At 66.0% G+C, this 18,913-nt stretch carries 22 protein-coding genes and 1 pseudogene; 2 read left to right on the top strand and 21 right to left on the bottom strand.

The annotated features are described in order from the left end of the window. The first annotated feature begins 10 nt into the window (after nucleotides 1–10). Nucleotides 11–1,531, top strand: coding sequence for an alpha/beta hydrolase (locus KJJ24_RS07510; protein WP_214337799.1), 1,521 nt, complete (start codon nucleotides 11–13; stop codon nucleotides 1,529–1,531). Here the strand turns inward: KJJ24_RS07510 and KJJ24_RS07505 are convergent. The 14 genes from KJJ24_RS07505 to KJJ24_RS07440 form a co-directional block, all read right to left on the bottom strand. Continuing rightward, nucleotides 1,528–2,547: an ABC transporter permease gene (locus KJJ24_RS07505; RefSeq protein WP_214337797.1), complete on the bottom strand. Its 1,020-nt coding sequence runs from the start codon at nucleotides 2,545–2,547 to the stop codon at nucleotides 1,528–1,530. The two genes, KJJ24_RS07510 and KJJ24_RS07505, sit on opposite strands and share 4 nt — an antisense overlap. Then, entirely contained in the window at nucleotides 2,544–4,130 is a 1,587-nt protein-coding gene (locus tag KJJ24_RS07500) for an ABC transporter substrate-binding protein (protein ID WP_250544519.1), read from the bottom strand. The genes KJJ24_RS07505 and KJJ24_RS07500 overlap by 4 nt, the downstream gene beginning before the upstream one ends. A 10-nt stretch (nucleotides 4,131–4,140) precedes the next feature. Next, the gene (locus KJJ24_RS07495; RefSeq protein WP_214337796.1) at nucleotides 4,141–4,344 is read right to left on the bottom strand and encodes a hypothetical protein; all 204 of its coding nucleotides are present in this window, start codon (nucleotides 4,342–4,344) and stop codon (nucleotides 4,141–4,143) included. Nucleotides 4,345–4,557: 213 nt separating this feature from the next. Beyond that, nucleotides 4,558–5,868, bottom strand: a complete 1,311-nt coding sequence (locus tag KJJ24_RS07490) for a homoserine dehydrogenase (RefSeq protein ID WP_214337795.1) — start codon at nucleotides 5,866–5,868, stop codon at nucleotides 4,558–4,560. 46 nt (nucleotides 5,869–5,914) lie between these two features. Continuing rightward, nucleotides 5,915–6,331 carry a SufE family protein gene (locus tag KJJ24_RS07485; protein WP_214337794.1) on the bottom strand — a complete coding sequence of 139 codons (417 nt, stop codon included), beginning with the start codon at nucleotides 6,329–6,331 and terminating at the stop codon, nucleotides 5,915–5,917. Then, a complete protein-coding gene (locus KJJ24_RS07480) occupies nucleotides 6,331–6,792 on the bottom strand; it encodes a hypothetical protein (protein ID WP_214337793.1) in 462 nt (153 codons plus the stop codon). Before KJJ24_RS07480 ends, KJJ24_RS07485 begins: the two co-directional genes overlap by 1 nt. Nucleotides 6,793–6,838: 46 nt before the next feature. Continuing rightward, nucleotides 6,839–7,096, bottom strand: coding sequence for a hypothetical protein (locus KJJ24_RS07475; RefSeq protein ID WP_214337792.1), 258 nt, complete (start codon nucleotides 7,094–7,096; stop codon nucleotides 6,839–6,841). A gap of 67 nt (nucleotides 7,097–7,163) precedes the next feature. Beyond that, complete coding sequence (locus tag KJJ24_RS07470) at nucleotides 7,164–7,706, bottom strand: 5-formyltetrahydrofolate cyclo-ligase (RefSeq protein WP_214337791.1); 543 nt, start codon at nucleotides 7,704–7,706, stop codon at nucleotides 7,164–7,166. Continuing rightward, nucleotides 7,703–8,179: a crossover junction endodeoxyribonuclease RuvC gene (ruvC, locus tag KJJ24_RS07465; protein WP_214337790.1), complete on the bottom strand. Its 477-nt coding sequence runs from the start codon at nucleotides 8,177–8,179 to the stop codon at nucleotides 7,703–7,705. Before ruvC ends, KJJ24_RS07470 begins: the two co-directional genes overlap by 4 nt. A 17-nt stretch (nucleotides 8,180–8,196) precedes the next feature. After that, nucleotides 8,197–9,285: a magnesium chelatase ATPase subunit I gene (gene bchI, locus KJJ24_RS07460; protein ID WP_214343443.1), complete on the bottom strand. Its 1,089-nt coding sequence runs from the start codon at nucleotides 9,283–9,285 to the stop codon at nucleotides 8,197–8,199. Beyond that, nucleotides 9,282–10,646 carry a DUF3370 domain-containing protein gene (locus KJJ24_RS07455; protein WP_214337788.1) on the bottom strand — a complete coding sequence of 455 codons (1,365 nt, stop codon included), beginning with the start codon at nucleotides 10,644–10,646 and terminating at the stop codon, nucleotides 9,282–9,284. Before KJJ24_RS07455 ends, bchI begins: the two co-directional genes overlap by 4 nt. Continuing rightward, complete coding sequence (locus KJJ24_RS07450; RefSeq protein WP_214337786.1) at nucleotides 10,643–11,752, bottom strand: serine hydrolase; 1,110 nt, start codon at nucleotides 11,750–11,752, stop codon at nucleotides 10,643–10,645. The genes KJJ24_RS07455 and KJJ24_RS07450 overlap by 4 nt, the downstream gene beginning before the upstream one ends. Before the next feature lie 30 nt (nucleotides 11,753–11,782). Next, a complete protein-coding gene (locus tag KJJ24_RS07445) occupies nucleotides 11,783–12,520 on the bottom strand; it encodes an RNA methyltransferase (protein ID WP_214337784.1) in 738 nt (245 codons plus the stop codon). After that, nucleotides 12,517–12,909: a cytochrome c gene (locus KJJ24_RS07440; RefSeq protein WP_250544518.1), complete on the bottom strand. Its 393-nt coding sequence runs from the start codon at nucleotides 12,907–12,909 to the stop codon at nucleotides 12,517–12,519. Before KJJ24_RS07440 ends, KJJ24_RS07445 begins: the two co-directional genes overlap by 4 nt. 74 nt (nucleotides 12,910–12,983) lie before the next feature. Here KJJ24_RS07440 and petG point away from each other — a divergent pair, with 74 nt between their 5' ends. After that, nucleotides 12,984–13,097 (top strand): cytochrome b6-f complex subunit V, encoded by a 114-nt coding sequence (gene petG, locus KJJ24_RS14945; RefSeq protein ID WP_010303680.1) that lies wholly within the window; start codon nucleotides 12,984–12,986, stop codon nucleotides 13,095–13,097. A gap of 67 nt (nucleotides 13,098–13,164) precedes the next feature. On the opposite strand, the pseudogene KJJ24_RS07435 reads toward petG, so the two are convergent. The 7 genes and pseudogenes from KJJ24_RS07435 to KJJ24_RS07405 all read right to left on the bottom strand — a co-directional run. Then, nucleotides 13,165–13,662: pseudogene (locus KJJ24_RS07435) on the bottom strand (RsmD family RNA methyltransferase); the annotation flags it as partial. Next, a complete protein-coding gene (gene hisH / locus KJJ24_RS07430) occupies nucleotides 13,659–14,285 on the bottom strand; it encodes an imidazole glycerol phosphate synthase subunit HisH (RefSeq protein WP_214337779.1) in 627 nt (208 codons plus the stop codon). The pseudogene KJJ24_RS07435 and the gene hisH, both read right to left, overlap by 4 nt. After that, a complete protein-coding gene (locus KJJ24_RS07425; protein WP_214337777.1) occupies nucleotides 14,282–15,334 on the bottom strand; it encodes a TIGR00730 family Rossman fold protein in 1,053 nt (350 codons plus the stop codon). Before KJJ24_RS07425 ends, hisH begins: the two co-directional genes overlap by 4 nt. 82 nt (nucleotides 15,335–15,416) lie before the next feature. Continuing rightward, on the bottom strand, nucleotides 15,417–15,740 hold the full coding sequence (trxA, locus tag KJJ24_RS07420; protein WP_010303670.1) for a thioredoxin: 324 nt from the start codon (nucleotides 15,738–15,740) through the stop codon (nucleotides 15,417–15,419). Nucleotides 15,741–15,923: 183 nt separating this feature from the next. After that, nucleotides 15,924–17,087 (bottom strand): GuaB3 family IMP dehydrogenase-related protein, encoded by a 1,164-nt coding sequence (locus KJJ24_RS07415; RefSeq protein WP_214337775.1) that lies wholly within the window; start codon nucleotides 17,085–17,087, stop codon nucleotides 15,924–15,926. A 65-nt stretch (nucleotides 17,088–17,152) separates the two neighbouring features. After that, nucleotides 17,153–17,707 carry a CAAD domain-containing protein gene (locus KJJ24_RS07410; RefSeq protein WP_214337773.1) on the bottom strand — a complete coding sequence of 185 codons (555 nt, stop codon included), beginning with the start codon at nucleotides 17,705–17,707 and terminating at the stop codon, nucleotides 17,153–17,155. A gap of 53 nt (nucleotides 17,708–17,760) precedes the next feature. Then, nucleotides 17,761–18,903 carry a homocysteine biosynthesis protein gene (locus KJJ24_RS07405; RefSeq protein WP_250544517.1) on the bottom strand — a complete coding sequence of 381 codons (1,143 nt, stop codon included), beginning with the start codon at nucleotides 18,901–18,903 and terminating at the stop codon, nucleotides 17,761–17,763. Nucleotides 18,904–18,913 lie beyond the last annotated feature (10 nt).

The raw sequence follows: 18,913 nt of genomic DNA, 5'->3' as shown, positions 1-18,913 counted from the left end.
CCGTCGACCGATGCGTGTAGTGCTGCGCAGTCTGCTGGCTGGCCTGCTCTGGTTGGCTCCAGCGCGGGCCGCAGAGCAGCTGGAGGTGCAGCTCGATGGCCTGAAGCTTCCGATTGATTTGGTGGCATTGGAGGCCTGGAGCCGCGCACCGAGTAGTGCCCAGGGCGACCTGCGCGCTTGGTTGGATCTGCTCGATGCCAACGGCCAGGAGCAACTGCGGCGCATCCTGCGGGCCCCCCTGGTGCAAGACCGCTCCTTCGCTCAGCAGTTCCTCGCCAGCTGGGCCGGTCAGCGGGTGTTGGCCGAGCTGGATCAGTTGATCACCACCGAGCAGGGCAGTGCGGGGCCAGTGCTCTACCAAACCTTGCAGCAGCTGCTGGCCTGGCAGCCGCAGGTCACCACTATCGAGCTGCTGCGGGCCGTGCCGAGCCAGCGGCTGGTGCTTCATCTCGAGGGCGGCCTGCAGCTGGCGGGTCGCTGGCAGCGGCAGATCGTGGATCAACGCGATGCCCTGCGCGCCCTGCAGCAGCTGAAGCTGCGGCGGGTGTCTGAATCCGCGATGGCGTTGCAGCCAGCCGGTCAGCCCGCTGAGGTTTTTCAGCTTTCCGTGCCCCATCGCCGCCAGCCCCTCGAGCTGCAGCTCTGGCGAGGCCGTTCAAGGGGCTGGGTGTTGCTCACCCCGGGCTTGGGTGGCAGTGCCGAGCAGCTCGAATGGTTGGCGTCAGGCCTACACCAGCGTGGCTGGTCGGTGTTGCTGCTGGATCACCCTGGCAGTGATGAGCAGGCGGTGCGTGAGCTGCTCGAAGGGCGGCGGCCTCCGCCGGGCGCGGAAACCCTCAGCGAGCGGGTGCGGGATCTGCAGGCCGTGGTGGCCGCCGTGCACACCGGCGAGCTACCTCGCTTGGGTGAGCGGGTGGTGTTGATGGGCCATTCGCTCGGTGGCTTCACCAGCCTTCTGGCGGCGGGACTACGGCCTGAACCAGGCCTGGCCCGTCGCTGCGATCGAGCCCTAGATGGCATCCCGCTCACCAACCTCTCGCGGCTGCTGCAATGTCAGCTGCTGGATGTGCCCCTGCCGCCGCCCCAGCCCTTGGCGCAGCCGCTGCAGGCCGTGGTGAGCCTCAACGGGTTCGGCAGCTTGATCTGGCCCCATCGCGGCCTGCGCGCCCTGCCCGCGCCGGTGCTGCTGGTGGGCGGCAGCCTGGATCTGATCACGCCGCCGCTGTCTGAGCAGCTGCAGCTGTTTTTGCGCGATGGCTCCCCCCAGAGCCGCTTGGTGCTGCTCGAGGGGGGCAGCCACTTCTCGCCAGTGCGGATCGATTCCAGTGAGCAGGCGCTGTTTCAACTCGGCGAAGAGTTTGTGGGGGTGGAGCCGCAGCGGGTGCAGAGCCTCACCCTCAGCCTCACCGCCGAGTTCCTTGGCAGCCTTCCCCGTGGCGTCGCGCCCCAGCGGCGTCAGCTCGGCGGTGTGACCGCCTACGTGCTGAACCGCCGTCAGGCGGAAACCTGGCGGGAGGTGATCCTCCCTTAAAAACTGATCCGTGGATCCAGCAGCGCCACCAGCAGATCCACCAGCATGCTGATCGCCACGACCAGGGCCGCCACCACCACCACAATTCCCTGCACAACCGGATAGTCGCGCTGGCTGATCGCCTCCTGTAGCCGGAAGGCCACCCCGGGCCAGGAGTAGGTGACCTCGATCAGTAGGGCTCCTCCAATTAGCGAAGCCACCGTGATCCCGGTGATCGTGAGCACCGGCAGCAGGGCATTGGGTAGGGCATGGCGCAGCACCACTCGCCGCTCGCTCAGGCCGCGGCTGCGGGCCGCTTCCACGTAGTCGGAATCAAGGGCGCGGCGCAGGTTGAGCCGCAGGGCATTGGCAAAGACGCCGCTGAGCAGCAGGCCGAGGGTGGCGGCGGGCAGCATCAGATGGCGCAGGGTTCCCCAGAACTGCTCTCCGCTGCCGTTGCGCAGGCTGTCGAGGAGGTAAAAGCCGCTGCCATCGGGCGGCACCAGGGTGGCGGGGAAGCGCCCTCCTACCGGCAGCCAGCCCAACCACACCGCAAACACCAGCTGCATCACCATCGCGGCCCAGAAGGGCGGTAGCGCATAGGTGCTAACGCCATAGAGCCGGCCTGCTAGGTCGGTGCGGCCCTCTGGCCGGGCGATGCCGCTGAAGCCCACCGCCAGTCCCAGGACAGCCGCGATCAGGAGCGCCACCACCCCTAGCTCCAGGCTGGCGGGCAGGCTGCGGCCGATCACGCTGGTCACCGCTTCGTTGTTGGCCAGCGATTCCCCTAACTGGCCATGCAGGAGATCGCTGAGGTAGTGGCCGTATTGCACCAGCAGGGGTTGATTCAGTCCCAGCTGTTGCCGCAGTGCTTCGCGGGCCTCCGCTGGTGCGCGCAGGCCCAGCAGGGCGTCGATGGGATCGCCCGGTGCCACCCGCAACAGCAGGAACACCAGGCTGGCGATCAGCCAGAGCATCACGGGCACCAGCGCCAGGCGGCTGGCTAGGTAACGCAGCAGGTGGCGACGTCGGCTCATCGGACACTCAGAGACTGCAGCTGCAGCCGGCCGCTGCCATCAAACACGGGGCGCTGCAGCTGGGGCTGGGCCCAGGCCCGGGGCGCTACCTGCCACACAGGGATGTAGGCCGCGCCGGCGGCGGTGCGGCGTTGCAGCAGCTGCAGCAGCGGTAACCGCTCGGGGCCTTCCACCTGTTCGCTGGCTTCCAGTTGGGCCTGCAGGCCTGGGGCGCTCCAGAAGCTGCCCGCAGCCGCGGCATTGCCTTTCAGGCACTGATCGCTCTGTGCCTGGCTGCAGGCCAGCATCGGCGCCAGATAGATATCTGGATCGGGATAGTCGGCGCTCCAATCAAAGAACACCATCGGGAAGGCTCCATCGGCCACTTGCCGGTAGGCCGTGGTGGATTCCACGCCGCTGATCTCCAGCGCAACGCAATCACCCAGATCGCGCTGGAGCTGGGCTTTCCAGGTGAGGGCGAACAGCTTGTCGGCCGGCACGTTGGAGCGGAAGGTGAGGGGCAGGGTGAGGCGCTGCCCCTGGCAATACCCCGCCTGCCGGAAGAGCTGGCGTGCGCGGCGGGGGTTGTAAGCCGGCCAGGCTGGTGGCTCGGATCCCGCCAGTGGCGGTGGCACCAGGGAGCGCAGCGGTTCACGGATGCCATAGCTCACCCGCTCGCTGATCAGGGGCCGATCAAGGCTTAGGGCTACGGCCTGGCGTAGCAGGGTTTGGTTGAAGGGCGGCCGATCGCTCAGCAGCGTGAGGTAGCTGATTTCTCCCGCTGGCCCGATCGCCTCCACCAGCTGGCCTTGCCGAGCCCGCTGGGCCAGGGTCCGCTGTTGATCGCTGTCCATCCCCGAGGAGGTGAGCACATCTACTTCACCGCTCACTAGGGCGCCGAACAGCGCCGTTGAGTTGCTGAGCGTGACCAGATGGATGCCCTGGTTGCGAGCCGGCGGTCCCCAATAGCGCTCGAAGGGCAGCAGCGTTTGCTTCTGCGGGGTGCTGCTTGCCAGCCGGTAAGGGCCTGTGCCCACGAAGCGATTGGCCAGTGAGGTGCTGCGGTGCAGCCGGTAGGCCGTGGGCGAGAGCGGTGTGAGGCTGATGGAGCTCAGCAGCGCCGTCAGGGCGCTGTAGGGGCGCTTCAGTTGCAGCTTCAGTTCGTAGGGCCCGCTGGCCTGCACGCTGCTGATGCGGTCATCGAGCAGGTAGCCGAGCTTGGCCAGGGATCGGAAGCGCTCAAGGCTGAACACCATTGCTTCCGCATCGAAACGGCTGCCGTCGTGGAACAGCACGCCCTGGCGTAGGGGAATGGTTGCCGTGAGCCCATCAGCGCTGAGCTCAGGCAGGGCCGTGGCCAAGCGCGGCTGGATCTTGCCCTCGGCATCGGCGGCATAGAGCGGATCACCAACCGCGCTGAGGAGTTGCAGGCCTCCCACGGTGGTGACGTCCACCGGATCCACGGAGGTCAGCGTGCTCTTGCTGGCCACCACCAGCTGCCCTGCGGGATGGGGCGGCTGGCAACCCGCCAGCGAAGCGGTGATGGGCAGCAGCGCCGCCAGAGCGACAGAAATCTGGAGTCGGCTGGTCAAGGCTGCGGGCAAGCCCGCTTATTCAAGCCCCTACGGCAAGGCGTGGGGGGTGATGGTGGCTGTGGCTGGCCACCTGATGCAGTGAAATTTCAAACACCGGTGAGCCGTGGCGGGCAAGGGGCCAGCGCCGCACCCAGCAGCGGTTGTGCCGATCGTCAACGCCAATCACCTGATACAGGTTCTCGTCGCTGGTGAGGGTGATGCAATCACCCTGATGCAGGGTCATGGGTCTGGGTGCAGACAGATGGATGGAGGCGAGTCGTGGTCGGTAGACCTGGAGAAAAAATCAGGCGTGGGTACAGCGTTCTCTGCTGCGGGCTGATCAAAAGTTCTCGTCGCTACAAAGCAAGTGCTGCGTCAGCGGATTCAGATGACGCAGGCGGTGTGGTGTTCTCGCTCGGGTCTTCTCGCGTTGTGTCCAATCTGCCTCACCATCGGCTCAGAGGGTGCGCAGGCACGCCGCCACGGCCTTGACATCCGGCAGAGCGGTGATCGAAGCCAGCGCGCGGCGGAAGTTGGCCTCCTGCACCTCATGGGTGATTACCACGATCTCGGCATCGTTGCGCTCACTGCTGGCCTCGAACTGCACGATCGAGCGGATTGACACGCCTTCATCGCCGAAGCAGCTGCCGATGCGACCAATCACACCCGCCTGATCGCCCGTTTGTAGGCGCAGGTAGTTGCGGTTGAGGGTCTGGCCCTGATCCACCAGGCGGCAGGGGCGCCAGCGATTGGCCGCCAGCAGGGGATCGAGGCCGCCGCCATTGCCAGTGGCCTCACGGATGCCGGCGATGTTGAGGATGTCGGCCACCACGGCCGATGCCGTGGGGCCAGCGCCAGCCCCGGGGCCATAAAACATCACGCGGCCCACCGGGTCGCCTTCCACCAGGATGGCGTTGTTCACGCCGTGCACGCCCGCCAGTGGGTGGTCTTTGGGCAGCAGGGTGGGGCTCACCCGCACATCCAGCTGCACCGTGCCATCGGCGTCACTGCCCAGGCACTGAGCGGTGGCCACGAGCTTCACCACGTAGCCCAGCTGAGCGGCGTAGTTCACATCGCAGGCGTCCAGTCGGTTGATGCCCTCGGTGGGAATCGCGCTGCGCTCGATCGCACCGCCGTAGGCCAGGCCCGAGAGGATGGCGATCTTGTCGGCTGCATCGCCGCCTTCCACATCCGCGGCTGGGTCGGCCTCGGCGTAGCCCAGGCGTTGGGCATCGGCCAGCACGTCGCCATAGGCGGCTCCCTCATCCGCCATGCGGCTGAGGATGTAGTTGGTGGTGCCGTTGATGATGCCGCTTACCCGCTGGATGCGGTTGCCACCGAGGGATTGCTTGAGCGGCTCGATGATCGGGATGCCGCCACCAACGGCCGCTTCGATCAGCACATACACACCTTGCTCAGCGGCAGCGGCGGCGATCTCCTCGCCGTAGCGGGCAATCACGGCTTTGTTGGCGGTCACCACGGGTTTGCCGGCGGCGATCGCCGCCAGGATCAAGCTGCGGGCGGGCTCCAGACCGCCCATCACCTCCACCACGATGTCCACCGCGGGGTCGTTCACCACCTGTTGCGGATCTGTGCAGAGGATCTCGGCCGGGAGCTCCACTGGCCGCGGCCGGTTCAGATCGCGCACGGCCACGCGTTTGAGAGCCAGCTGCCCCACCAGCGGATGGCGGCCCTGAGGGTTGAGCAGGATCTCGGCAACGCCTGCTCCTACCGTGCCAAGCCCGAGCAAGCCGATGCCGATGGTCATGCCGCCCTGTGCGTGAAAGGGCAGATCTTAGAAATCGATGGTGCGATCAGCCGGCAAGCGCGCTCGCTTGGGCTTGCATCATCTTGAGAATGTTGAGGAAGCCATTGGCCCGCGACGGTGTGAGGCTTGCCTGTAGGCCTGTCTCACTCAGGAAAGTGGGATCGATCGTGGCGGCAGCAGCAGGCTCGAGCCCTTCAAGACCCTCGATCAACAGGGCCAGCAGCCCCTTGGTGATCGCCGCATCAGAATCACCCTGCCAGTGGAGCTTGCCCTCCACCAGTTGTCCCACCACATACACCTGGGACACGCAACCTTTCACCTTGAAGGCGTCGTTGCGAAATTCATCCGGGAGCGGCTGGAGTTTTTTGGCCAGCCAGAGCACGTACTCGTAGCGGCGCTTGGGATCGGCGGTGCCTTTGAGGCGTTCAACGATTTGATCGAGCTTCTCGCTGCCTGTTGCCATCAACGGGATCGACGGATGCGCTGTACTCCCAGCAGCATGGCAGTTGCCCCCAGGGCACTGAGCCAGACGATCGGATTGCCATGGTGGTGATGGCGGCTGATCTGATCGAGCTGAGCCTGCCCACTCTCCACCGGCATTTCTAGGTAGTCGCGGTGGCCAGGACCACCATCCACCTGCAATTCCCAGTCGCCTTCGGCCTGTTTCGGCAGCGCAAAGCTCAACTGGCCCATGGCATCGGTGCGGCCCAGCTCCATGCTCTGGCCATCCGGTGCCACCAGCCGCACCACTGCATCGCTGGTGGGCTCGCCGTTGGAGAAGCGGCTCTCGAGCATCAAGCTGTCGCTCAGGCTCTGCAGGCGGGTCAGGCTGCTCTCGATGGCGTGGGCTTCAACCGCTGCCGGGGAGAGCAGAAGTGCCATGGCGAAGGCGCGCCAGGCAGCCGCGTGAAAGGAGCGAGCCATCGCAGGTTCTGAGGGATGAGGCAGTGTTCAGCTAAGCGCAGCTCACTCAGGCCGACCAACGGCTGTTGGCGCTGCGGGTTTTGCCGGCCTGCACCATGTGAACCATGGAGCTAACCATCATGGAGAGGGCGTCGCCGCTTTCTTGCCGGCCATGAAGCTCCGCGGCCAGCACCTGCTCGGCGGCCGTGCCGTGATTCACCCGGATACTGGGGCCGCGGCGTGCTGCCTCTCCACCGCTTTCGCCAGCGGCCTGACGGCTGGCATTCATGGCGGATTGGAACGCGTCGTTGGCCTGGAGATCCACAGATCAGTTGTTTGCCTATGGCGATCCTGGCAAAGCCTGCGCTGGGCCGCGATGGTGTTGGCCAGCTTTAAACAGCTTGCAACCAATGCGCGCCTTGCTCATCCAGCCAGCCGTGGAAGGGCACATCCCAGTGATCGCTGGGCAGCTGCTCCACCAGGCAGCCGGCGGGTAGCACCGCCAGGGCCGGCACGGCCCTCCAGATCGGATCGCTCCGTAGTCGATCAAACCACCCACCGCCGTAGCCCAGGCGGAAGCCGTGCTGATCAAAGGCCAAGGCCGGCACCAACAGCAGGCCCAGTGCTGATGCATCGAGATCAGGGCCCTGAGATGGGGCCAGGATCCGGCTGTCGTCATGGCTCAGGGCATCGCCGGCCTGCCAGTGGCGATAGGTGAGTGTGCCCTCGCTCACCCGTGGCAGCGCCAGGATCTGCGCCGCCAAGTTGCGCAGATCCGCTTCGCCGCTTAGCGGCCAATAGATGCCCAGCGCCTGATCGGGGGCCAATGTCCCTGCCAGGGCGTCGGCAGCAGCCCGAATACCAGGTTCTGCGGCCGCCAGCAGTTGGCGCCGCCGCTGGCGGAACTGCTCGCGCAGCGCGTGCTTGCTGCTCAACGTTGAAACCAGCCGGTGAGGGCTGCTGCCAGGGCATCAGCGGCGTCGTCAGGCCGCGGCGGGGTGTCGAGGTTGAGCTCGCGCATCACGGCCGCCAGCACGTCGTCTTTCTCGGCGTGGCCATGGCCGGCGAGAGCCAGCTTGATCTGCATCGGCGGAAATTCCACCACCGGGATCGCGAAGCGGGCCAGGGTCATCATCAATACCCCGCGGGCCTGGACCACCGAGATCGTGGTGCTGGAGCGGTAGAAGAAAAATTTCTCCACCACCGCCAGCTCCGGGCTCCAGGCACGAATTAACTGACGCAGGTCGCGGGCGATCTCCACCATCCGCTCGCCTTCGCTGCGGCCAGGATCGGTGCGGATGATCCCGCAATCCAAAAGCCGCTGCTGACCCCGGCCAGGGGTGCCGTCCACTTCAATCAGCCCGTAGCCAACGCGGGCCAGGCCGGGATCGATGCCGAGGATCACCACCTGGCCTCGGCCTTCAATCAGGCCGCCAGGGCCAGTTCGAAGGCGCCGCGATCGCTGGATTCGGGGCGCTCAAACACCTTGCAGAACACCTTCACCACGCGATCGCCCGAGTCGATCTGCTCAAGCGGGTCCTTGCGCAGCCGGTGGCGCAGGCAGCAGGCGGCCACGCGGGCAACGTCGTCTTCGGTGACTTCGGTGCGGCCCTCAAAGGCGGCCAGGGCACGGGCAGCGCGGTTGGTCACAATGTCGCCGCGGAGGCCGTCCACATCCAGTTCGCCGCAGATGGCCGAGATGCGGATGCGCAGGTCGTCATCGATCTGCACCTGTGGGAGCAACTTCTGAGCCGCGATCACGCGATCCTGCAGGGCGTTCTGGGTGGTCTGCACGGCGTTGTTGAAGCCGTCGGGGTCGTTGTCGAACGCGGTGCGCTGATCCACCACTTGCACGCGCAGCTCGGGATCGCGCACCGTGCGCACCTCCACGCTCATGCCGAAACGATCGAGCAGCTGCGGGCGCAGCTCGCCTTCCTCAGGGTTACCGGAGCCGATCAGCACGAACCGGGCTGGGTGGCGCACGCTCACGCCCTCGCGCTCCACGGTGTTCCAGCCCGAGGCGGCCGAATCCAGCAACACGTCCACCAGATGGTCGTCGAGCAGGTTCACCTCATCCACGTAGAGCAGACCGCGGTTGGCCTTCGCCAGCAGGCCAGGCTCGAACGCCCGCACGCCCTCGCTCAGAGCTTTCTCGATGTCGATGGTGCCGCAGAGGCGGTCTTCGGTCGCTCCGAGGGGAAGGTCCACCATGGGCACCTGGCGCTGCTCGATCGGTAGCTGCTCACCGTGGTCGGCTCGTTGCCGTACCTCGCTGCTCTGCAGATCGGGGTCGGCCGGGGAGCTGTTGTAAGGGTCGCCCGCCACCACATCGATCTCCGGCAGTAGGTCGGCCAGGGCGCGGATGGTGGTGCTCTTGCCGGTGCCGCGGTCGCCCATGATCATCACGCCGCCAATGCGCGGATCGATCACGTTGAGCAGCAGGGCGAGCTTCATCTCCTCCTGACCCACGATGGCGGTGAAGGGGAAGACCCTGCGCTTGCGGGCTTGCATCAGTGAGAGGAGGCTGGCTGGTCTGGGGATTGTTTCACAGGCAGCAGGCTCAGCACCTGTGGCGGTGTGGCATCGGCCGGGTAGATCAGGCGCACCCGTAGCTGCCGGCTGGCCCCAGGGGCCAGGCTCACCGTTCCCAAAGCCGGACCCTGCTGCCCTACCCGTTGCACCAAGTGGACGCTGCGCCGTCCGGAGGAGGTGCCGCCTGAGCCATCGAGGCCGGTGGCTTCCACGGTGCCGCGGAACATCACCGATTGGCCTGGTTTGGGGTTGAAGCGCAGGCCGCCCTGGGCCTGGTCTGTTTTCAGGGGTGATTCGAAGGCCAGCTCAAGCGTCACTGGTTGCTTGCTGGTGTTGCGCAGCGGGATCGCCAGGTTGTATTCCACGCCGTAATTGCCATGGGCGGCCCAGGCGGTACCCGGGTAGAAGGCTTTCAATTCAGCCGTCTGCACCTGGCCTGTGCCGAGGCTGCCGCGCTCCAGCGAAGCAATCGGCCAGGAGATTGGGGCGCGGCTCGTGGAGAGGTAAGGCTTGCCGGGGTCGGTGATCGTGCCGCTCCAGATGCTGCCGATCTGCACCCCGCTCACCCGGGAATACACCATTCGGCCGCTGGCGCCCCGGGGGGTGGGCTGGTGTTCCTTGGGGCTCAGGTCGCCGTCGAGCAATGCGCCCCAGCTCCCGGGGGCTGGGGCCTGATCATCACGGCCGTAGGCCGCCAGCGTGGCGAGACTCACCGGGCCGGAGCTCTGTAGGCGCAATTGCAGGTTGCGGCCATTGAGTAGGGGATCAAGCCCCTTCACCGGGATGGGCAGCACGATCAAGGTGCTGAGGCGCCCCGGCGCCAGGGTCCATCGCTCCGGAATCAGCGCGTTGCGTTGGCGTGCCAGTAGTTCAGTAGCCACGCGGCTGCCGGGACCGCTGTACACATGCCCGTCTTGCGGCATCAGAGCTGGCAGAGGCAGGAAGGGGGCATCCGGTTGCTGCTTGTCCGTGGCCTGAGATAGGGCTGTGGATCCTCCCAGCAGCTGAAGCGTCACCGGTTGATCGCCGCGGGGTTCGGCCACCACCGCCAGCCAGAGGGTGGAATCGAGGCTGTCCGGCTTGCCTGCATACACGTGGTGGCTGAAGAGGTCGAAGCGACCGTTCAGCGCCACATCCAGGTGCGCATCGGGCTTGCTGCGGCCTGCTTTGGGAAAGGTGGAGAGCAGGATGCCTGGCCCGGAGATCAGCTCGGGGTTGTTGTCGTTCACCACCAGCACCCGATCGAGGCCGCCGGGAAGGGGAGCCACGGTCTGAGGTCGCAGGATCGGCGCCGGGGCAGCCGGTGCGGGCGGTGTCGTCGCCAGGAGCAGGGGCAGGATCATCGGTTTGCAGCAGGTGCGGTGCCGCCCGGTTTGCCGATCAGCGTGCGGGCTACTTCGGCAGCCATGGCACGGATCAGCCCGGTGGAGCGGGGGTCGTTGAACGGTCCTTTCACCATGAAAGCGGCTACGGCTCGCTGGCCGTTGGGGAGCTCGATCAGGCCGCCATCGGCGTAGGCGATGCCGATGTCGCCGGTCTTGTTGAGCACCGTCACCCCATGGGCCAGCAGGGCGCTGTCGGGGTCAGCGGAATCGCCGCCGAGGCCCATCAGCATCCCCAGGGGCAGCAGGGTGTTGGTGCGGGAGGTGCCCATCACGCCGCGGAACAGATCGCGGGCGCGGGGGCTGAGCATCTCGCCGGTGTCCACCATGGCGATGGAGTGAGCCAGATCGAGGGAGCTGGTGGTGTTGGTGCCCTTGAGGTCCGGCAGCCAGTTGTTGATCACGGTGGCATGAAGGCCCATGGCCTGGAAACGGGCGTTGAGCGCGGTCTTGCCCCCCAGGCGCTTGATCAGCAAGTTGGTCGCGCTGTTGTCGCTCACCCGGATCATTTCGGTGGCGGCCTCCCAGAACGGAAAACGGCTGCCCACCGGTTTGCTGGCCATCCAGCCGGCGCCGCCGCCCACCACCTCTTTTGTGAGGGTGAGCGGTTCGTTCCAGCGCAGCTTGCCGGTATCGAGCTCTTCCAGCCCCGCCAGCAGGATCGGGGTCTTGATCGAACTTGCGGCGGGCAGCGCCTTGTCGGCCTGCAGCTGGGCGAAGCGGCCGTCGTCGAGCACCAACAGGTAGCCGCTGGCTTGCAGGTCTTTGTGGCGCGCAGCTAGCTGGGCCCATTTCTGGCTCAACGCTGTGAGCTCGGTTTTGGGTTCGAAGCGCCCCAGGGCTATCCCGCTTGGGAGGGGTTGGCTTGCGGAAAGCCGCTCAAGCGGCTGTTGGCCCGGTGGAGTGGTGCTGCTCGTGCCGTCCGCCAAGTGCGGCGCGAGCAGCTTCAGCGCGGTGCCGCTGATCACCCCAAGGCCGATCCCCATCACCGCCAGCCGCAAGACCAGCCGCAGTGGTGCGCCCCAGCCCGGCGGGCGACTGGAGCGGTTGGGGCGACTCGCGCTCAAGGGGGTGCCAAACGGCCGACGGACCGGACGTTAAGGCGTCTCTCGCTGGGCTGCCCAGCGCAGTTGACGCACCATGCCTCGTAGTAAAGCCACTTCTTGCTGCTGCACCTGCGCCCGCTGGAGCAAGGCGCGCAGCTTGGCCATGCGTGCAGCTGCCGTGTGCGGATACAGAAAGCCCACCTCCAGCAGGAGCGCTTCAGCATCTGCCAGAGCCGCCTCTAGATCCCCGCGGCTGGAGAGCACGCCACTGTTCCCATCGGCTATGGCGTTGGTGGGATGTGGTTGCTCGCGGCAGGCCTGGAGCTCGTGCAGGCAGATCGCCACCGCATGGGAGAGGTTGAGAGAGGCATAGGCGTCACTCGTGGCCAGCCGCACCACCCGCCCGGCCTGAAGGAGTTCGGCGTTGCTGAGGCCCCGGTCTTCCCGGCCAAACACCAGCGCGGCTACGGGGCTGCAGCTGGCTCCTCGCCAGAGCCAGCCCAGGGCTTCGGCTGGAGAGCTCAGAGGCAGGCTTTCTGTTTCCACACGGCCGCTGGTGGCGACCACCCGCTGGCAGTCGGCCACGGCTGCAGCTAGATCCGGGTAGATCAGCGATTGCTCCAGCAGCGCCTCGCCATGCACGGCCATCTGCCGCGCTTCGGGGCCCAGGTGATCGCAGCGTGGAGCCACCAGGCGAAGTTGTGGCACCTGGAAATTGGCGCACAGCCTGGCCACGCTGCCCACGTTGAGGGGGCCAGCCGGCTCCACCAGCACCACAGCCAGGCTCATGTGAGCGCGTGCAGGTAGGCGAGCAGATCGGCCATGGCCTGAGGTTCTGGCTGGAATCGGGGCATTGGCGGCGTACGACCACTCACCACCTGCTGAATCAGCTGGCGGTCGTTCTTGCGGCTATCAACGCCGTGCAGATTTGGGCCCACCAGCCCCTGGGCGGCAATGCCATGGCACCCGGCGCAGTTGATCAGAAACAACTGCTCGCCTCGCTCTGTTGAACCGCTCAGCTGCAGGGTGCTGTGGGTGTAGGGGTCACTGCGGGCGGCTGGAATCACCAGCAGCGCCAGCACCGCCACGCAGGCAGCGGCCAGCAGCACCAGGGCGGGAATGAGGCCTCGGCTATTGGGGGCTGCGTCGTTGCGCTCAGGCAGAGGGGATCCGGTCACAGATGGTGCAAATAGGTCGCGCTGGGCGCTGGGGGCGTGAAAGAATTGTGCAACTACTTCCGGTGAATGACCCCATGATCGAACCCCTGCTCTGCGGCATCGTGCTCGGTCTGATTCCCGTGACCCTCACCGGTTTGTTTGTGGCTGCCTGGAACCAGTACCGCCGTGGCAGCGCCCTGGGCGGCTGAGCCTCAGCACCAGCACCGTGCTGCTGCCGTAGCGCTTCTGTTTCATCAGATCCCAGCCCGAGAAGGCCTCTGCGGCCAGATCGGGTAGGGCTGTTGAGCTGCACTCCAGTAGCAGCGATCCATCGGCTTGGAGCCAATCCCCTTCACGCACCGCTGACGCCACAGGGCCATAGAGCTCAGCGGCGTAGGGGGGATCGGCATAAACCACATCAAATGGCTCGAGTTGATCGCTCTGCCGTCCGGCCTGCAGCCAGCGCTGCACCTCCTGGTTGTGCACCGCGATGGTGGGGCTTGATTCCAGCCCTTTGGCCGTGAGCTCAAGGTTGGCGCGGCTGGTTGTCGCCAGGGCTCGTTGCTGATCCACCGCTACCACGGCCGCCGCACCACGCTGAAGAGCTTCACAGCCCATCACGCCGCTGCCGCAGAACAGGTCTAGCCAGCGGCAGCCGGGGAGATTGAAGGCGAGCATATTCATCACGGCCAGCCGCACCCGCGACGGGGTGGGCCGAGCGGTGCTTCCGGGTGGGCTTTGCAGGCGGCGGCCGCCGCTGAGGCGCAGGCTCATGCCGTCTGCTCAACCCATTGCAGCCAGCGGCGCAACATCGCTTCCCCGCTCAGGCCTGATTTTTCCGGGTGAAACTGGCAGGCACCGATCCGGCCCTGCCACACCGCTGCGGTGAGGCTGTGAGCGCCAAAGTTCACCGCTGCTGTGGTGCAAGCGGGATCAGTGGGCACTGCGGCATAGGAGTGCACGAAATACATCCAGGCCGGCTCTTGATCAGGTGGCAGTAGCGGGCTGGGGTGCTTGGGCTGGAGCGGCTCCCAGCCCATATGCGGCACCGGGTGGCCCAGCTGGCGGGGGAGGGCGGCCACATGGCCCGCCAGCAGACCCAGGCCTTCGCGCTCGCCTTCATCGCTGCGTTCGAACAGCAGTTGCAAACCCAGACAGATGCCAAGCAGCGGCCGATCGCAGCTGCACCATTGGCGTAGAGCCGGCACCAGCCCTGAGCCGTGCAGGCGTTCCATCGCGGGATCAAACGCCCCCACCCCTGGCAGCACCAGCGCATCGCAGCCCTCCATCGAGCCAGCGCTGCTCACCGCCTGGATGCTGCTGCCCAGCCGCTCGAAGGCCCGCTGCACGGAGTGCAGATTGCCCATGCCGTAGTCGATCAGGCCGATGTGCGTCATGGGCAAGTGAGGGTGCTGCGAATCCTTTCGCCAGGTTGCTCGATCGCTGGTGCCACCTCCAGCGGCAGATCATTGAGCCGATCGATCAGTTGATAGAGCAATCCCACCCGGCGCCGATCGAGATGGAAGCGCAAGCAGGGCCTCAGGATGCCGTTGCTGTCGCAGCTTTCACCCTGGCTGATGCTGCCTTCATCCACAAGCGTGTCGAATTCGCGGTTGAGGCTGGCCAGCGTGTCGCTGCTGATCGTGCTGTGCAGAAGCAGCTCCATGCGGTCTTCGGCGAACTGGGCAGTGTGAAACACCCTGTAGAAGTGGCAGATGTGTTGCATCGCTTCTGACGCGGTGTTGGCTTGCTTGAGCAGGCAGGTGTCTTCAGGGGAGATCAGGCCGCGGCTGGCCAGATCCTGCTGGATGTCCTGGAGCCAGTCGGGCCAGAACTGATCGCCGCTGGGGGCCAGCATCACCAGCGGAATCGGAGGGGTGCGGCCGGTTTGGATCAAGGTGAGGGATTCAAACAGCTCGTCGAAGGTGCCGAAGCCCCCCGGCATCACCACCAGGGCATCGCTCTCGCGCAGGAAGAACAGCTTGCGGGTGAAGAAATAACGAAAGTGCAGCAGCCTGCCATCGCAGCTGTTCACAAAGCGGTTGGCATGCTGCTCAAACGGCAGATCCACATTCAGGCCGATGCTGTTCTCACAGCCGGCGCCGCTGTTGGCGGCCTCCATGATGCCGCCCCCAGCCCCGGTCATCACCTCAAAGCCCCGCTCCACCGCCGCCTGGGCCAGTTCCTTGGCGAGTTGGTAGGCCGCCGCATCGGATGCGGTTCGAGCCGAGCCGAACACCGTGACCTTGCGGGTTCGGCGATGGGGAGCAAACACGTTCAGGCCATCGCGAATGTCGGCCAGGGCCCCGTTGATCAGCCGCCATTCATCGGCATCGTTGCTGCCTTTGGCGATCTCCAGCAGGCTCACGATGCTGCGTTCGATGGCGCGGCGCTGGGGGTGGGCCTGAAGCTCCTGATCGAGGGCCTGAAGAGGGCTCTGCTCCATCAACGGGGGGTGGGCAATGAAAAAGCCCGGCCTTGCGGCCGAGCTTGGAGGCTATCTGGGCGGTACGAATCAGCCCGCGCTTTCAGAGATATTTAGCGATCGTGCCGGAGAGGGTGGTTTTGGGCACGGCACCCACCACCGTGTCCACCTTCTGGCCATCTTTGAACACCATGAGGGTGGGGATGCTGCGGATGCCGTACTGGCTGGCCACGTTGGGGTTTTCGTCGGTGTTGAGCTTGAACACCTTGATCTTGCCTTCGAATTCTTTGGCGATTTCATCCACGATCGGGGCCACCATGCGGCAGGGGCCGCACCAAGGGGCCCAGAAATCCACCAGCACAGGCACATCGCTCTTGAGCACGTCCTGCTCGAAGGAAGCGTCGGTGACGGCTGCGGCGCTGGACATCCGAGTTTTGGTGTGTGTTTTGGGAATCTAGCAATGGTTCCTGGCATGGCCCTGCGCCTGCCGGAACTCGTAAAGAAGACAGAAGGCCCAGACGCGCCGGGCCGGGGGGTGTGAGGAGTGTGTGGGCCGAAGCCCGCACAGGTTGAGGGTAACGCCGCTGCCTGCGGCGTTCAGATGCAGGCCTTATTTGCCCATGCCCAGCTGCTGGGCCTTTTGGTACACCTTGCCTTCGGTGAGCAGCGACGGGGCTACGACCACTTCCACTTGCTGCATCTCCTTCAGCGTGCGGGCGCCCAGGGTGCCCATGGAGGTTTTGATGCAACCGAGGAGGTTCTGCGTGCCGTCATCGAGCGAGGCAGGGCCGCGAAGAATCTTCTCCAAGCTGCCGGTGGTGCCCACCTTGATGCGGGTGCCGCGGGGCAGCACAGGGCTGGGCGTGGCCATCCCCCAGTGGAAGCCGCGACCCGGGGCTTCGGCGGAGCGGGCAATCGGTGAGCCGATCATGACGGCATCGGCACCGCAGGCCAGGCACTTGCAGATGTCGCCACCCGTCACGATGCCGCCATCGGCCACGATTGGCACATAGCGGCCGCTTTCACGCATGTAGTCATCGCGGGCGGCGGCGCAGTCGGCAACCGAGGTGGCCTGAGGGATGCCGATGCCCAGTACGCCGCGAGAGGTGCAGGCGGCGCCAGGGCCAATGCCCACCATGACGCCGGCAGCGCCTGCACGCATCAGCTTGAGGGCCACGTCGTAGGTGACGCAGTTGCCGATGATCACCGGCACGCCGAAGTTGCGGCAAAGGGCTTCGAGATCCAGGGTTTCCTGACCTTCAGGCCCAATGTGCTCGGTGCTCACCACGGTGGCTTGCACAAAGAAGAGGTCGGCACCGGCTTCGGCGATGGCTTTGCCAAATTTGAGAGCGGCCACAGGCGTGGCACTCACGGCGGCGATCCCACCGCGCTGCTTGATGTCAGCAATGCGCTTGCGGATCAGGTCTTCGCGCACCGGCTGGCTGTAAAGCTCCTGCATCAGGGGCACGAACTCGTCTTTGCCGACCGAGGCAATGCGATCGAGGGCGGGATTGGGGTCGTCGTAGCGGCACTGCACCCCCTCCAGGTTGAGCACACCGAGAGCGCCCTGCTTGGTGAGCTCCACGCACATGCCCACGTCCACCACACCGTCCATGGCGCTGGCGATGATCGGGATCTCACGGGTCACGCCGCCCAGGGTCCAGCTGCTGTCTGTGACCGCGGGATCAACGGTGCGACCGCCTGGCACCAGAGCGATCTCATCGATGCCGTAGGCACGGCGAACAGTGCGGGAACGACCGAGCTGAATGTCCACCGAAAACCGTGACGCAATCGGGCCAAGCTATCAACCGGCCCGTTGCTCAACCCTTGGCCAGCGCCTCAGCTGCGGCCCCGGAAGCTCTTCCAGCGCTGCTTCAGTCCGCCGATCACTTCGCTGCGATCCTGGCTGCGCACCAGCCGCGTGAGGCTGAATTGCACCACCGTCACCAGGCCGGCCAGCTCCAGCAGGCCGGGCAGTAGCGGAATGCTGTTAAGCACGCCCAACACAGCGCTGTAGACCCGGAGCACAAGCAGCACGGCGATCAGCCCAGCCAGCAGGCTTAAGGGGGTGCGTGCCGCTTGCCACTGCTCCTGCAGTTGGCCGCTGGCGATCCAGCTGCGCAGCTTCTGCACCAGCAGGTCCCATTCACCACCCTCTTGTTCGGAGGGGGCTGTGTTCACCTGCGGGCTAGCGGGCACCTCGATGCTGCTGGCCACGGTTGGAGTGTCTGCCGCAGGTGGCTCTGGTGCAGCTGGCTCTGGTGCCGGTTGTTCCGCTGCGACGGCGACTGTCTCAGGCTCAGCTTCTGCCTCTACGGCATTGATCTCCAAAGCCTCCTCGGCCATCTGCGGCTGTTGCTCAGTGTCCGGCTTGGGGGCAGGAGCTTCAGCCATGGTCCTGGGCGCGTGCATCAGCTGCGGAGCTTACGGCTGTTTTCCCTGGTCGCTCACTCCAACGGCAGCAGTGCAGGCCTCTGCGGTAATCCTTGCAGCGGCAGACGCAGCGGAAATCGCGCGGCCTGCAGCAGGGTGCACAGCTCTTCGACCATTTCTGCTGCCAGGCGTGGGCTGAAGGCGGGGGCGCAGCACAGCCGGTGTGCATCGAGCTGCAGCGCTCCGTCGAGCAGGTCTCCGTAGCTGACGCTGCCCAGGCTGGGCTTCACCCGCCGCGGTACGCCGTAATCGAGCACTGGCGCCTGCAGTTGCTCGTTGCCGCAGGCGGCCTGGCGTGCCACGGTCAAGTTGAGCAGGGGAACCGGCGCCGCGATCGCCACGAGGAGGCCATCCCCTTCTTGGCGGTGTGAGCAGGCGCGGATCCAGCGAGGCTGCAGCCCATGCAGATCGGCTTCCACCGAGCAGCTGGCCCCTGGGCTGAGTGCATGGCCGCTGGCACTGCGGCGCACCAGCGGGTTGTGCCCTGCCCCAGCGCCACTCACCCAGCCGATCGTGCCGGCCACCAGCACCGGTGAGCCTGGCCCCAGCCCGTGCAGCCCTGGCATGGTGAGGCCGATGCTGCCGGCACCGGCGCAGTTGAAGAGAGCGCTGCTGATGGGCCCCAGCACAGGCCCCCACGGAGTTGGGGTGAGACCCTCGCGGCTACTGATGGCCACCACGCCGTTTTCGCTGATAGCTCGGTGCAGCAGCAGCCGACCGGCACCGATCTGACCCAGCGAGAGCTGGGTTTCGAGTTCCTGGCGCGGCTGTTGCAGGGTGGCCAGTCCGCTGGCGCTGAATGGCAGCCGACGACCCTGCAACAACTGCTCAAGGGCTTGGGCGCCCCCTTGCTGGATCGGCAGAACGAGATCGGTGTTGCCATGACTGCCGCCGCCTTCCGCCCTGCCGAGCCGGAAGCGCTCGATGCGGATCGGTGGATCGCTCGGCCCTAGGTGCAGCACCAGGCTCGCCTGGGCTGTGAACCCTGCATCACCGGCCACCACCACGTGGGTGTCGGCGAAGGCTTGCTCCAGCCCGCGGGTAGCGACGCGCTCACGAAATGCTGCTGCCGAGCACACCTGCAGATCGCCGCTGCGCTGCAGGACCTCGAGCTCCTGCTCCGTTCGGATGGGGGCGTTGCCCCTGGAGGCAGACACAGGCGCAGCA

Origin of the sequence: Synechococcus sp. LA31 (genome assembly GCF_018502385.1) — a bacterium.
In the GTDB taxonomy this organism is placed as follows: domain Bacteria; phylum Cyanobacteriota; class Cyanobacteriia; order PCC-6307; family Cyanobiaceae; genus Vulcanococcus.
This window is presented reverse-complemented; position numbering and strand designations above follow the sequence as displayed.

What these genes read in the sequence shown, in the direction of transcription:
- KJJ24_RS07490 (WP_214337795.1), bottom strand. Translation starts at nt 5,868, where the DNA reads ATGACCATCGGCATCGGCTTGCTCGGGCTTGGCACGGTAGGAGCAGGC.
- KJJ24_RS07510 (WP_214337799.1), top strand. Translation starts at nt 11, where the DNA reads ATGCGTGTAGTGCTGCGCAGTCTGCTGGCTGGCCTGCTCTGGTTGGCT.
- petG (WP_010303680.1), top strand. Translation starts at nt 12,984, where the DNA reads ATGATCGAACCCCTGCTCTGCGGCATCGTGCTCGGTCTGATTCCCGTG.
- hisH (WP_214337779.1), bottom strand. Translation starts at nt 14,285, where the DNA reads ATGACGCACATCGGCCTGATCGACTACGGCATGGGCAATCTGCACTCC.
- trxA (WP_010303670.1), bottom strand. Translation starts at nt 15,740, where the DNA reads ATGTCCAGCGCCGCAGCCGTCACCGACGCTTCCTTCGAGCAGGACGTG.
- KJJ24_RS07485 (WP_214337794.1), bottom strand. Translation starts at nt 6,331, where the DNA reads ATGGCAACAGGCAGCGAGAAGCTCGATCAAATCGTTGAACGCCTCAAA.
- KJJ24_RS07505 (WP_214337797.1), bottom strand. Translation starts at nt 2,547, where the DNA reads ATGAGCCGACGTCGCCACCTGCTGCGTTACCTAGCCAGCCGCCTGGCG.
- KJJ24_RS07480 (WP_214337793.1), bottom strand. Translation starts at nt 6,792, where the DNA reads ATGGCTCGCTCCTTTCACGCGGCTGCCTGGCGCGCCTTCGCCATGGCA.
- KJJ24_RS07445 (WP_214337784.1), bottom strand. Translation starts at nt 12,520, where the DNA reads ATGAGCCTGGCTGTGGTGCTGGTGGAGCCGGCTGGCCCCCTCAACGTG.
- KJJ24_RS07455 (WP_214337788.1), bottom strand. Translation starts at nt 10,646, where the DNA reads ATGATCCTGCCCCTGCTCCTGGCGACGACACCGCCCGCACCGGCTGCC.
- KJJ24_RS07410 (WP_214337773.1), bottom strand. Translation starts at nt 17,707, where the DNA reads ATGGCTGAAGCTCCTGCCCCCAAGCCGGACACTGAGCAACAGCCGCAG.
- KJJ24_RS07495 (WP_214337796.1), bottom strand. Translation starts at nt 4,344, where the DNA reads ATGACCCTGCATCAGGGTGATTGCATCACCCTCACCAGCGACGAGAAC.
- KJJ24_RS07425 (WP_214337777.1), bottom strand. Translation starts at nt 15,334, where the DNA reads ATGGAGCAGAGCCCTCTTCAGGCCCTCGATCAGGAGCTTCAGGCCCAC.